We start from the raw sequence: 11151 nt of genomic DNA, 5'->3' as shown, positions 1-11151 counted from the left end.
CCCCCAATGTTGATGTCCAACATTTCGGGGTCAGATCATTTTAAGCGGACGCGATAGCCCTTACGTCAGGATTTCCATGCGCCAACGAAGCTCTTACCCGAAACCCTTCAAGGCCCAGGTTGTGCAGGAATGCCTGCAACCGGGCGCAACCCTATCCAGCGTTGCCATCAGCCACGGCATCAACGCCAACGTTATCCGCAAGTGGCTACCACTTTACCGAGACCAGCCGCCAGCGGCGTTGCCGGCTTTCGTTCCGTTGAGAGCTACGCCCAAACGGCAGGCGGAAGCGTTGGCGATTATTGAGCTGCCGCTTGGCGAGCAATCGATCACAGTGAAATGGCCAACTTCCGATCCTGAAGGCTGCGCCCGCTTTGTCCGTGGACTCGCGCAATGATTCGCGTCGATGCCATCTGGCTCGCCACCGAGCCCATGGATATGCGTGCAGGCACTGAAACTGCGCTGGCCAGGGTGATTGCGGTGTTCGGCGCGGCGAAGCCGCACTGCGCTTATCTGTTCGCGAACCGCCGCGCTACTCGTATGAAAGTGCTGGTGCATGACGGGATTGGCGTCTGGCTGGCTGCTCGCAGGTTGAATCAAGGCAAGTTTCACTGGCCAGGCATTCGACAAGGCTGCGAGATGGAGCTGGATACTGAGCAACTTCAGGCCTTGGTGCTTGGCCTACCTTGGCAACGCGTTGGGGCTGGCGGTGCAATCACACTGCTTTAACACCCGCCATTAGCCCATTGGTCTATCGCCGCGAACGGCCTGCTCTGGCAAAGTTCGCGGCATGACGTCCTCACCCAACCTCGACCAAATGTCCCCCGACCAACTGCGTGCCCTCGCGGTGCAGTTGCTGTCCCAGGTTGATTCTCTTGGGCAGCAAGTCGACAGGATGGGCAAAAAGAACGATCGCGACCAAACCATCATTGAGCAACTCACTCACGAAATCGCCTGGTTCAAACGTAACAAGTTTGCCAAGCGCAGTGAGCAATTGAGCCCTGCTCAAGGCAGCCTGCTCGACGACCTGCTCGACACCGACATCGCAGCCATCGAAGCCGAGCTGAAGGCGTTGAATCCGCCGGCTGCGCCGGCCGAACCACGCAAGCAGCCCAAGCGTGTTTCCTTCCCCGCGCAGTTTCCGCGTACTGTGATTTATCACGAACCCAACAATACCCAGTGCCCCTGCGGCTGCCAGCTCCAGCGCATCGGCGAGGACGTCAGCGAGAAGCTGGATTACACGCCGGGCGTGTTCACCGTTGAGCAACATGTGCGCAGGAAGTGGGTCTGCCGCGAGTTCGAAACGCTGACTCAGGCACCGGTTCCGGCCCAGGTAATCGACAAGGGCATCCCGACCGCAGGGCTGCTCGCTCACGTGATGGTGGCCAAATTCGCCGACCATTTGCCGCTGTATCGGCAAGAGAAAATCTTTGGCCGCGCCGGCCTGGCTATCGCCCGTTCGACACTGGCGCAATGGGTCGGCCAAACCGGCGTGCAGTTCCAGCCCTTGGTCGATGCGCTGCGCGAAACAGTGCTTGCTCAAAGCGTGATCCACGCTGACGAAACGCCGGTGCAGATGCTCGCCCCTGGTGAGAAAAAAACCCATCGTGCTTATGTCTGGGCCTACTGCACTACGCCATATTCGGCGCTCAAGGCAGTCGTTTATGACTTCAGTCCAAGCCGTGCGGGAGAGCATGCACGCAACTTCCTTGGCCCATGGAATGGCAAGCTGGTTTGCGATGATTTCGCAGGTTACAAAGCAAGCTTCCAGCAAGGCATCACTGAAATCGGCTGCATGGCCCACGCCCGCCGCAAGTTTTTCGATCTGCACGCGACGAACAAAAGCCAACTGGCCGAGCAGGCGCTGCACTCAATTGGCGGGTTGTACGAAATTGAACGGCAAGCGCGGGAGATGACCGTTGAAGATCGCTGGCGAATACGGCAGGAAAAAGCGGCGCCCGTTATCGACGCACTGCATACCTGGATGATGGCCCAGCGCGACCTTGTGCCCGAAGGGTCGGCTATCGCCAAAGCTCTGGATTACACCCTTAAGCGCTGGACGGCACTGACTCGATATCTCGAAGACGGCGCTGTACCCATCGATAACAACGCGGTCGAAAATAAGATAAGGCCGTGGGCACTTGGACGCTCGAATTGGTTGTTCGCAGGTTCGCTGCGCAGTGGCAAACGGGCGGCGGCGATCATGAGTTTGATCCAGTCGGCGCGGCTCAACAGGCATGATCCGTATGCTTATCTGAAAGACGTTCTGACGCGCCTGCCGACGCAGCGGGCGAGTGAGATCGAAGAGCTTCTACCTCATAAGTGGAGCGAATCAAACTCGGACTGGATTGGTGAGCGCTACGTCTCGAATAGGGCCATTCCAAGCGATGGGTGAGAGTAGAAATACTACGATAAGAAAAGCTACCTGGGACAGGTAGAACGGCTCCAGCCACTGCTGCTTCAATGCGACGTAAAAAGTGTTATGAGTTACGTCGACCAAAATAATCGCTACCGTAAGCACGATTCCGGCTCTTGGTTTGATGAAAAGTAGCAGTGCTGCAAGCGGGTCAAAAAACGTAAGCGCCCCCCAGAAAATACGGCTAGCCAAGTAAGTGCTAGGCCCGTATCCGTAGTCCCAGAGCAAACCATGCGAAACGTCTGCACGGATGTGATTAGCGGTTGCGATGAAAAGGCAGCATGCGAACAAAATTCTGACGGCGAATGACAATCTTGGCATAGCGTTATCTACATTCGTGATCTACGCCCTGCATGATAGCGGGATCGATCAACGGCGCCAGCAGTTGCAATGGGAAGGTGTGATCGCTGAACGCTTACCTTAAAAATACGTGGACACCATCGCCATTATTTTCAGGATTGCCATGCGCCAAAGAACTTCTTATCCCAAACCTTTCAAAGCCCAAGTCGTCCAGGAATGCCTACAACCTGGCGTGTCCATGGCCAGCGTGGCCCTGCGCCATGGCATCAACGCTAACTTGGTTCGAAAATGGATACCCGCTTATCGTGATCGTCAGGCGCCGGCATTGCCCGCTTTCGTCCCGATGAAACTAGAGCCGGCGACTCGGCCTGATCTGCAAATGCCTGTCAGTATCGAGATCCCTTTCGGGCAGCAAAAATTAACCGTGCACTGGCCATCTTCAGACCCTGAAGGGTGCGCCCGTTTTATCCGTGAGCTTGCCCAGTGATCCGCATCGACTCTATCTGGTTCGCCACCGAACCCATGGATATGCGCGCCGGTAGAGGTAGCAAAAAGCCCCAGACCTCTCACAAGTTCTGGCCTCTATTCAGCCGGGCTTTTGCTGCGCATGGAGCTCATTCCACGTAACGGAGCCACAAATGTGGCTGACCACTATCGGCGCAGCTATTAACGTCAAGACGGTATGAGTATGGGGACACAAGGCTTATAGATTTCCGACAGAGGCCCCTTGGCGTTTTTACACGCTCTGGGCCAGAACCGGTCGACTAGCTCTGGCTTTTTGCCGCTTTCAAGCACTGGTGTAAGTCAGATTAGGGTAGCTATTGTCCTCACCTTCCACCTATCGAAAGGCAAGAAATCTGGTCATTGCTATCTAAGTAATACATCCCTTCTAGGAAGCCAACCATCGGCGTGAGCCCGAGCAACGGTTCAGACTTAAATGTGATGGGGAAAGAAATCCGTTTCGCTTCATCTGAGGCTTCATCCCAGCAGGGTTTAACAATTCCTCCCCAGAACGAAATAGCTGTGCCGTCATTTAGGAACAGCGTGGGTTGTCGATGGCCAATATGTTCAACCAGACTCCAATGCACGTACCCCAGATAGTGAGTGCCATCGGCATCGCAAAATTCGGCTCGCACGATCATCGCCAAATCTACTTCCTCAACACAAGGTCGGACTGTGCATTCATCCTCAACGGACTCGTCCATCGGAAAGCACCATACTCCAACATCGTGCAGATCGCTCGCTGTCAGTTCCCAAATCTGCTTGTCGCGCACCTCACGCCTCCTTGTAGTTTTATTCAGATCCTGCACAGTACAGGGTGCCAGCTTTGTCCTTCAACGACCTAAGGAAGTCAGGGCTGTTGATCTGGTTTAAGCGTTCGGCTTGAAGCAGGCGCTACGACGATAGGCGTGTTACCACTGGAGTATCATCATTCTCTATGACACAGCCGCACTGCATTAAAGGACTTCGCCATGCACCAAGTTATCAGCGCTGCTTACTACCGACCAGGATTCGCCAGGAGCGCCTGCGCATGGTTAATGATTGACGGCATTGGCATTGAGCAATGGCTGTCCACTCATCTCGAATGGTCAGACGTCGCAAGCCTTGGTCTTTCTCTGATCTGGCTTATAGACGAAGACGAAGACGCTCTTGCGAACCGTCGCATCATCCCGGCGGAGGATGGAAGCTCCACCATCGTGCCGTTGCTGGTCTGTAGCGATGACATGAATTTCGACTGTATCGTCTTGGTCGTTGAGCAGGTAATCGAGGCTGACACCGTACACTGGCGGCGCTTCGGTCGAAGTATTTCGGACAAACTGGAAGTTGGAATCTCGACACAATGGATCGCCGGGAGCAAGCCGGTAAGCTTTGCATTGGAGGACTTCCAAAACGCATTGGAGCAGTTCACTCAGTTGTCGAAGACGAAGCCAGACAACCATTGCGATGACCCCTTAAGCCCTCAATAGCCTAGCTTACGTTGCATCATTTTTATCGCTATCAGGCCCACTACCACGTTGAAATGTTGTGACCACGTAGCACGAATTCACAGTGGCCGTACATGCTCCCAGAGGACACGCTGAGCCGCCATCCTAGTAGAATTCGTCGAGCTGATTACTGCCCACTTTGAGATGTTCTATGAGCTCTGAATTAACTGAAGAAGAAATGCGGCGTGCCCTATTCGGTACGCCTCAGCCCGAAGAGCAGATATCTGCTCCTCTAGTAAATGAGCCTGTGGAAGAAATTGTGCTCGCAAAACCCGTTGTCGCTCCAGCAGCCAAGAAGAAGCTGGCGAAAGCATTTACGCCCAGGCTGCGGGTCACGCTACGGGTTGGAAACGAGTTCGAGGGAAAAATGACCGAGTTGATTCACGAGGCTGATACGTTGAGCTCGTTGCTCGCCGAACAAGATGCTGTGAAGGCTGCCAAGAAGAAATACAAATACGTGGAAGTGCTATCCGTTAAATCGATGTAGAAAATCCAATTGTGCCCATGAGTTGAAAGGTCGCGCGTCTAGGACGTCCTCTTATTTTGAACGAGCAAGCCCCTCTCGGCCCTGCTCTCTGCCTGCATCAACTCGGCGGAGTTGTCGACGAACAGCCCGTCACTTGGGGGTAAGTCTGGCAAACCAGCATAATTTTGTTTTTGGGTTCAAAGCCATGATCAATCATGCAACGCTGCACTTCTGCAGTGCGCCCGATGCTTGCGACGTCCAGATTCGACCCAAGTGGCTTCGCATAGCCGCACGCATACATCACCGGCAGGGCTTCGCTGTCATTAGCTACCTTGAATGAAAAATGGCGTGACGCTCCCGCTCTACGCCATGAAACCTGCATACGTTCATCCCGGCCTGAATTAGGCTTGATTGGGTGAAATGCTTCGTCTTCGACAAACGGTAACGCTTCGAGCTGGGACAAGCTGAGCGGCCTCCCCTGCCTTTCTTCAACACAGGCCGGCATATTCTTCATTATGTCGCAGTATTCAAAGCCGTCTTTTCGAGTAAAACCGAGACGCTGCATGCACTGAAAGTGGATTATTTGTTCGTTTATTGGGAAATGGTTTTGTGGCCCTGCTACAGGGTCGCCACATTCTGCCATTGCGGCTTTAACGCCCTCTACAGAGGTAGAAGCGCGTTTCCATTGGGTGAAAGACGCTGGTGGCGGGCACCCGGTGAGTAAAAGTACCGATGAGATCAGGACTGGGATGGTAATGATCTGAGATTTTCTGAACACATTTTGTCCTTAATTTATGCCAGGCTACGCCAATGGCGCCCAAGTCTTTTGAGGGTATCAACTGAGATCACATCTCACCGAAGTTTTGAATCGTCTTCCACTGCTCTTCCACTACACAGCCCTCATCAAGCAGGTACCGCAAGCACTCGCTATAGAGGCACGGTTAACGGATGGTATTTTTTTGGCAGCATCGACCATTCGAGCAACATCGCTATCCGGCGCCCCAACACCGTATCTCTCAACGATAGCGACGAACTCACTGACATCATGGCCCCGCAGCTCCAGTTTGGGCATTCCATCCTTCGTGAATTTTGGTTGCCCGCATTGATCGCGGGTTTGAGCGATATGCATGAGTTCATGCTCAACCAGGGCACAGAAGTCGGTATCGCTGCACTGGACGCAGTAGTCAGCAGCCAGGGTGATGATGAAGGCCGGCACGTCGCCGAACCAATCACGCATCTGCTGCTCCATCCGGGCTTTCTGCCAACCGCCTGCGCGGAACGCTACCTGTTCGGCCTGGCCCAGGACTGTCTTGCCCTGCTTCTCGAAGCTCGACGACGCCCACATGACCCGGATGTCTGCATCCAATAAGTGGGCATGGTCTTCGTTTTGAATGCTGCCGGTGTCGGCAAGGATCTCGGTTTGTAGCCATTCCCAAACCTCTGTGGCTGGAGTCAGGCGAATACCGACGTCGGATAGCTCCGACAACTCAATCAGTGATGCGGGAGGCATCGGTCTGTTCATTTATCACCTGATCTTTGAAGCGACAGCACATTTAATTCAGACCGGAAAACGGTACGAATACAGCACTCAGGAGTGAATTAGGCGTGGAGGATAGGTAGCTCATTCATTACAGGCGATACGCATGAGCTCATCAGAGATAATATCGAAGGCGCTTCTTGTCATCTTGATTGGACTTTATCTAACGGGGCGACTCACACCAAAAACAGTGCTGATATTTGTGCTAGGAGGCGTCACCCTATGGCAAATATTTAAAACCTAACCACAATGCAACCCGGCCCGGTAGGCGCTTTCGATTGCCTCCCAGTCGGGTTGCTTGGTTGTCATAAATTGTCTCAGGTGAGCCTAAAGGTGGAATTGAAATAGTGGCGCGTTGCCGGTATTGGTGAGGATCAATATTTGAAAGGAAATCAACCGATGTCTAAAACAGCTGGCGAATACGCACACGCAGCATCCAAGGCTCACCGCCTTAACGCGGAATTTGAAAGGGCAAATGCAGTTGCTGCAGCCGTGACGCTAATCGAGGCAGCCGTTGCTGGTACGAGCACTCTGGCCTCCGAACTGGAGAACCTGAGCACCTACGCCGACCAGATCCAAGAAGCGCTCAAAGTGAAGTGATCCTTCCGTGCCGCACTCACCCGCGGCACACCTAAGCTGTCAAACCCATCAACGGTCCGAGATGTGGCTACCCGCCCCACTGCTGCTTGTAGGCCGCGACGTGCTCAGGAAAGACATCACCGTATGGTGGATATTCGATTCCTAGAACGCTCAACTCTATTGCGTCTTTCCCGCAATCAAACGAGTAGTCCGCAATACACACACCGGCAGCACGAATCGCCTCTCCGCCCACAATACGCACTGTAAAATTAAAATGTCTCTGATCACGCTGAGCAAAGGCTCTGACTTGCTCCTGGATAATGGAATATCCAGGAGCAGGAACAAATACGCCGAACGCAACCCCCATGGGCGGATCGCCGAGCTCTAAATCGGACCAACCGATATGCTGCCCATTACTGAAAGCTTCGAATCGCGGCATGGAAATTACCTATCAGAGCACTGCTGAATTTCCCGAAGGATAACGCATCAGCTTGATAGCGGGCATTCAGGACAGCGGGCGTGGTCATGATTGACATGATCTTAATCGCGCCACGATTTGGCGCGCTCGATTGCCCCCCAGTCTGGCTGCTTGGTCGTCATGGGGATTCTGTAACCATCTGGTGCGTCTGGGCATGGGCGTGACCGTGGAGCAATCCAACGACCAGGCCCTGAGGCAGCCCGGCTTCCTTGGCGTCGTCCACGGCATCAGCAATGGCCTTGTCGAGAGCGTTTACCGCTGCGTTGATGTCCAGGCTCATTGGCAGCACGTGCCGCAGACGGGTGACGTTGGTCATGTATTAGACTCTGCAATGAAACTCTGCACCAATCGGAAACCTCACCATAACTCCGACTCATACTGGAGTGACGGTCAAGCACGTGAACTACCCCACCCTGATTGAATCCATTACAGTAATGGAGACTCGAACAACTGCAATCACGGAAGAAACGCCTTTGAAACTTCGTCTTTTAGTCCTACTTTCCAGCATCGCTCTGTGTGCTGAGGTGCAGGCTGCGCCATCTCCCGAAGCCGAAGCTGTCTTTGAACACGCAATGCTTTTAGGTGATGAAATACAGCAACGAGCTAATCAGTTGGTTGAAAAAGAACAGCAGGGTAAAATTGACAATTTCACACTGAGCCAATCCATACAGGAGGCAACGAAAGGACTTGAGACCTACGAGGACGAGCTGCGTAAAGCTAGCGCCGGAGGACACGGTGTAGCGACTTTCATGTTGGCGAATATGCAAGAGAGTAAAGCGGCAACCTTTCTAAATGGCTATAAGGCTATGCATGCAGAGGCCTGCGCACTTTACCAAAGCGCCGCGGATCAAGGCTTGGTTGCCGGAGCGATTATGCTGTTGCGTGACTGTGACGAGGCGTTCCTGCGATTCAAGTTCGATGACCCCGAGTTTCTTCGCAAGTATAGCCAGCTAGCTAATGCTCTAGAGCGACCAGATCTGTACTCTGACCATTATCCATTGCCGGCGATACGCTCGTACTGCTTCAAAGATTCACTGAAAACGGAAGCCAACCGTCAACTACCCTTGACCACTATGAGGGACTTCTTCGAACCTGTTTCTCTGAGCCTGGAAAAGTTTCGCGCCGACGGGTATTACCTGTTGGCTCTTAAGGGCGATTTCGCGAACCCGAAAGTTCAGGCCTATTTTAAGCAGTCGCAGACGATAGCACCTGACTGCCTAGACCCTTCCAATCTCAAGTCACTTTTCAAAAATATAGAGAGAAAAAGCCACTGACTTCAGCCATCGTTCAACACGATTTGGCGCATTCGAAAACGTGGCGCGGATTACTTACCCCGGCGCTCGATACCACCAGGCGCCTTGTCGCAATGCAGGCAGTGCTCGCAATTCAGCGTACGGCACAGCCAGATCTTCACTCGCTGCCAGTAAGTGACCATGAAGATGTGGCGCGCGCCGGCCAGGGCCAGGGACACATGCAGCGTCAGGCCGGCACTGGTCGGGCCGAAGAAGATGTTCTGGCTGCGCGCCATAACGACGAAACCGCTGATGGCGATCGTCGAGTAGATCAGCTTCCCGAGGATGCCGTCCCTCACCTTCCCGCTCAGTACGCACCAGGCTGCCCACAGTGCGATAAGGCCGCAAGCGATGGAGTTGATCAGTTCAAGATTCATGGTGGATTGCCTCCCCCGAACCGCTGACGGATAAGCGCCCAGAGGTCAGCGGATTTAATGGCTCGATTGATGGCTGCCAGGAGCGAGCCGCCGAATGCGCCCAGCAGGAAGCCGATGCCGGCGACGATCTTTGGCTCAGTCACGCCCAGGTAGGTGCTGACCATGCTCGTCAGGTAGATCGAGCAGGCCATGCCGGTGATGAGGAAGATCATCCAGGCACGCCAGTCGTTCAAGTCGTCCTTGTGCCACCAACTGGCGATCACCGCTCCAACCAGGCCCGCGATAAGCAATTCGAACCTGTCGATCTTGTCGAGCAGGCGCTGTAGGTACTCCATGCGCTCGACTCCGTGGGGCATGTTTGAAATAGGTCAGCCCCAACAACACTCCCAGCCATAGCGATGGGTGTGGCGGGGCCGAAAACGAAAAGGGCCCGATCAATGTCGAGGCCTGAAAAGGTACACTTGAGGGGGATAGAGACCGCCGCCCCTTCGAAGAACGAAATACTGGATGGATACAGAAAGAAAGATGAAAGGAAGCAAAATTCTTCCGGCAATGCTCGCAGTTGCCCTTCTAGCGACACAGGGGTGCGAACGCCATGAGGAGCGCATATTTCATATGATTCGATGCACCATGGCAGCGAGCATAGAGAAACAAGACGACTCTGTGATAGAGAAGTCTTGGGAAATAACGGGGCTCTATATGCGAGAAAACGGCATCAAAAAAAGCCAAGCAGAGCTAACTGCGATTGCCGCGAACATAAGAGATGAAATTATGGGCCCACCCGATTCTTCATGGGATGAGCGGGACTCCAGAGTAGTGAAAATCGTTAATAGCGAGTTTTGCACGGCCTATCTGAACTTACTTCAACCGAAATAAGTGCGCGTCTTTCCGCGCTGTCAGCCAAAGACCATCCCAGCGTCGACGCCCCAATGCATCGATCTCGCCAATCTGGTCTCGCGCCACTCTGGAAGTCAGGTGTGAACAGAGCGCGCGGGCTGCCGGTGTTTTTCCGTAGCGCTGCACTACCGGCTTATCAGCCTCCAGGCATCCCCCGAAGGGCCATCCTGGCTGTGGCGAGCCTGAATCAGAAATGAAAAAGCCCAGCGCGACGGCTGGGCTCTATTACGCAAGGAGATAGAAGATCATGGAGTCCAGTAAGCAATCTTGCCGCCTGCACCAACAGCTACAAAATTGCCGTTGCCGTAGGCGACGCTCCGGATATCGGTTCCTGCGAAAGTGTTGGCTTGCTGAACCCAGCCGAAAGCAGCGTGCACACCAGCGTAAATGGCTGAAGGAGCGAAACTGGGTGTTCATCGAGAGCCGTGGCGGTCGCCCGCTGGTTGGCCGGATGTTCGCCCGCATGAAACTGGGCATGGCCAGCCCGACCATCGCTGACCCAAACGAACCGGCGCCGCGCCCGGTATGGACGCCTGACTATTCCAGAGTGAGCTGATATGCGCCCCCGCAACAAGGAATATCGACAACTTCCCCCGCGTATGTATCAGCGCAAAAGGAAGCGTAAAAACGGTACAACCTGGACCGCCTTCTACTACCGAGACGCAACAGGAAAAGATGTGCCGCTGGGTAAGGACTTGGACAAGGCGCGCCTGAAGTGGGCCGAGCTTGAAGCCAAGGATAAGCCCAGCGATCTAACCATGATGAAGGGTATCTGTAGTGGTCAACTAATCCCGGACACGACGTTAAGTTTTTTCTCGGCCTGAGCC

At 54.1% G+C, this 11151-nt stretch carries 17 protein-coding genes and 1 pseudogene; 11 read left to right on the top strand and 7 right to left on the bottom strand.

Translation table 11 applies throughout. From position 1 onward, the window contains the following. Positions 1–76: 76 nt before the first annotated feature. The 4 genes from tnpA (ACODSV_RS34705) to tnpA (ACODSV_RS34690) all read left to right on the top strand — a co-directional run bounded on the left by tnpA (ACODSV_RS34705) (position 77) and on the right by tnpA (ACODSV_RS34690) (position 3200). Positions 77–394, top strand: coding sequence for an IS66-like element accessory protein TnpA (gene tnpA, locus ACODSV_RS34705; RefSeq protein WP_140682490.1), 318 nt, complete (start codon positions 77–79; stop codon positions 392–394). After that, positions 391–726: an IS66 family insertion sequence element accessory protein TnpB gene (tnpB, locus tag ACODSV_RS34700; protein ID WP_140682487.1), complete on the top strand. Its 336-nt coding sequence runs from the start codon at positions 391–393 to the stop codon at positions 724–726. Before tnpA (ACODSV_RS34705) ends, tnpB begins: the two co-directional genes overlap by 4 nt. 61 nt (positions 727–787) lie before the next feature. Continuing rightward, a complete protein-coding gene (tnpC, locus tag ACODSV_RS34695) occupies positions 788–2392 on the top strand; it encodes an IS66 family transposase (RefSeq protein WP_454843537.1) in 1605 nt (534 codons plus the stop codon). 451 nt (positions 2393–2843) lie between these two features. Then, a complete protein-coding gene (tnpA, locus tag ACODSV_RS34690) occupies positions 2844–3200 on the top strand; it encodes an IS66-like element accessory protein TnpA (protein WP_223817931.1) in 357 nt (118 codons plus the stop codon). 340 nt (positions 3201–3540) lie between these two features. Here the strand turns inward: tnpA (ACODSV_RS34690) and ACODSV_RS34685 are convergent, their stop codons facing one another. After that, the gene (locus ACODSV_RS34685; protein ID WP_150056346.1) at positions 3541–3987 is read right to left on the bottom strand and encodes a hypothetical protein; all 447 of its coding nucleotides are present in this window, start codon (positions 3985–3987) and stop codon (positions 3541–3543) included. Positions 3988–4185: 198 nt separating this feature from the next. Between ACODSV_RS34685 and ACODSV_RS34680 the strand changes: the two genes are divergently transcribed. Next, complete coding sequence (locus ACODSV_RS34680) at positions 4186–4680, top strand: hypothetical protein (protein ID WP_150056347.1); 495 nt, start codon at positions 4186–4188, stop codon at positions 4678–4680. Between the two features lie 169 nt (positions 4681–4849). Then, positions 4850–5185 (top strand): hypothetical protein, encoded by a 336-nt coding sequence (locus ACODSV_RS34675; protein ID WP_024076116.1) that lies wholly within the window; start codon positions 4850–4852, stop codon positions 5183–5185. A gap of 97 nt (positions 5186–5282) precedes the next feature. Here ACODSV_RS34675 and ACODSV_RS34670 read toward each other — a convergent pair whose 3' ends face one another. Together ACODSV_RS34670 and ACODSV_RS34665 are read right to left on the bottom strand one after the other, a co-directional pair. Then, the gene (locus ACODSV_RS34670; RefSeq protein WP_081730351.1) at positions 5283–5942 is read right to left on the bottom strand and encodes a hypothetical protein; all 660 of its coding nucleotides are present in this window, start codon (positions 5940–5942) and stop codon (positions 5283–5285) included. A 111-nt stretch (positions 5943–6053) separates the two neighbouring features. Then, complete coding sequence (locus tag ACODSV_RS34665) at positions 6054–6686, bottom strand: putative metallopeptidase (protein ID WP_454843534.1); 633 nt, start codon at positions 6684–6686, stop codon at positions 6054–6056. A 414-nt stretch (positions 6687–7100) separates the two neighbouring features. Between ACODSV_RS34665 and ACODSV_RS34660 the strand changes: the two genes are divergently transcribed. Then, entirely contained in the window at positions 7101–7301 is a 201-nt protein-coding gene (locus ACODSV_RS34660; protein WP_024076118.1) for a hypothetical protein, read from the top strand. A 67-nt stretch (positions 7302–7368) separates the two neighbouring features. Here the strand turns inward: ACODSV_RS34660 and ACODSV_RS34655 are convergent, their stop codons facing one another. Both ACODSV_RS34655 and ACODSV_RS34650 read right to left on the bottom strand, forming a co-directional pair. Next, positions 7369–7719, bottom strand: a complete 351-nt coding sequence (locus tag ACODSV_RS34655; protein WP_024076119.1) for a hypothetical protein — start codon at positions 7717–7719, stop codon at positions 7369–7371. A 157-nt stretch (positions 7720–7876) separates the two neighbouring features. Then, positions 7877–8074, bottom strand: a complete 198-nt coding sequence (locus ACODSV_RS34650) for an alkaline phosphatase family protein (RefSeq protein ID WP_150056182.1) — start codon at positions 8072–8074, stop codon at positions 7877–7879. An 82-nt stretch (positions 8075–8156) separates the two neighbouring features. On the opposite strand from ACODSV_RS34650, the gene ACODSV_RS34645 reads away from it, so the two are divergent. After that, positions 8157–9032, top strand: a complete 876-nt coding sequence (locus ACODSV_RS34645; RefSeq protein ID WP_150056183.1) for a hypothetical protein — start codon at positions 8157–8159, stop codon at positions 9030–9032. A gap of 50 nt (positions 9033–9082) precedes the next feature. On the opposite strand, the gene ACODSV_RS34640 is transcribed toward ACODSV_RS34645, so the two are convergent. Beyond that, positions 9083–9427, bottom strand: coding sequence for a hypothetical protein (locus tag ACODSV_RS34640; protein ID WP_150056184.1), 345 nt, complete (start codon positions 9425–9427; stop codon positions 9083–9085). Beyond that, positions 9424–9762, bottom strand: coding sequence for a hypothetical protein (locus tag ACODSV_RS34635; protein WP_003218335.1), 339 nt, complete (start codon positions 9760–9762; stop codon positions 9424–9426). Before ACODSV_RS34635 ends, ACODSV_RS34640 begins: the two co-directional genes overlap by 4 nt. 172 nt (positions 9763–9934) lie before the next feature. Here ACODSV_RS34635 and ACODSV_RS34630 point away from each other — a divergent pair, with 172 nt between their 5' ends. The 3 genes and pseudogenes from ACODSV_RS34630 to ACODSV_RS34620 form a co-directional block, all read left to right on the top strand. Next, positions 9935–10303 carry a hypothetical protein gene (locus ACODSV_RS34630; protein ID WP_024076123.1) on the top strand — a complete coding sequence of 123 codons (369 nt, stop codon included), beginning with the start codon at positions 9935–9937 and terminating at the stop codon, positions 10301–10303. A 352-nt stretch (positions 10304–10655) separates the two neighbouring features. Continuing rightward, the gene (locus ACODSV_RS34625; protein WP_190304846.1) at positions 10656–10880 is read left to right on the top strand and encodes a DUF4224 domain-containing protein; all 225 of its coding nucleotides are present in this window, start codon (positions 10656–10658) and stop codon (positions 10878–10880) included. Position 10881: 1 nt separating this feature from the next. After that, positions 10882–11097: pseudogene (locus tag ACODSV_RS34620) on the top strand (phage integrase Arm DNA-binding domain-containing protein); the annotation flags it as partial. Between the last annotated feature and the right edge of the window lie 54 nt (positions 11098–11151).

It is taken from the genome of Pseudomonas sp. FG86 (assembly GCF_057808775.1).
The sequence above is the reverse complement of the archived record's forward strand: the minus strand, read 5'-3'. Positions and strand labels throughout refer to the sequence as shown.

Excerpts from the sequence above, each read along its gene's own strand:
- tnpA (WP_140682490.1), top strand. The coding sequence starts at position 77 with ATGCGCCAACGAAGCTCTTACCCGAAACCCTTCAAGGCCCAGGTTGTG.
- tnpB (WP_140682487.1), top strand. The coding sequence starts at position 391 with ATGATTCGCGTCGATGCCATCTGGCTCGCCACCGAGCCCATGGATATG.
- tnpC (WP_454843537.1), top strand. The coding sequence starts at position 788 with ATGACGTCCTCACCCAACCTCGACCAAATGTCCCCCGACCAACTGCGT.
- ACODSV_RS34680 (WP_150056347.1), top strand. The coding sequence starts at position 4,186 with ATGCACCAAGTTATCAGCGCTGCTTACTACCGACCAGGATTCGCCAGG.
- ACODSV_RS34675 (WP_024076116.1), top strand. The coding sequence starts at position 4,850 with ATGAGCTCTGAATTAACTGAAGAAGAAATGCGGCGTGCCCTATTCGGT.
- ACODSV_RS34665 (WP_454843534.1), bottom strand. The coding sequence starts at position 6,686 with ATGAACAGACCGATGCCTCCCGCATCACTGATTGAGTTGTCGGAGCTA.
- ACODSV_RS34660 (WP_024076118.1), top strand. The coding sequence starts at position 7,101 with ATGTCTAAAACAGCTGGCGAATACGCACACGCAGCATCCAAGGCTCAC.
- ACODSV_RS34655 (WP_024076119.1), bottom strand. The coding sequence starts at position 7,719 with ATGCCGCGATTCGAAGCTTTCAGTAATGGGCAGCATATCGGTTGGTCC.
- ACODSV_RS34650 (WP_150056182.1), bottom strand. The coding sequence starts at position 8,074 with ATGACCAACGTCACCCGTCTGCGGCACGTGCTGCCAATGAGCCTGGAC.
- ACODSV_RS34640 (WP_150056184.1), bottom strand. The coding sequence starts at position 9,427 with ATGAATCTTGAACTGATCAACTCCATCGCTTGCGGCCTTATCGCACTG.
- ACODSV_RS34635 (WP_003218335.1), bottom strand. The coding sequence starts at position 9,762 with ATGGAGTACCTACAGCGCCTGCTCGACAAGATCGACAGGTTCGAATTG.
- ACODSV_RS34630 (WP_024076123.1), top strand. The coding sequence starts at position 9,935 with ATGGATACAGAAAGAAAGATGAAAGGAAGCAAAATTCTTCCGGCAATG.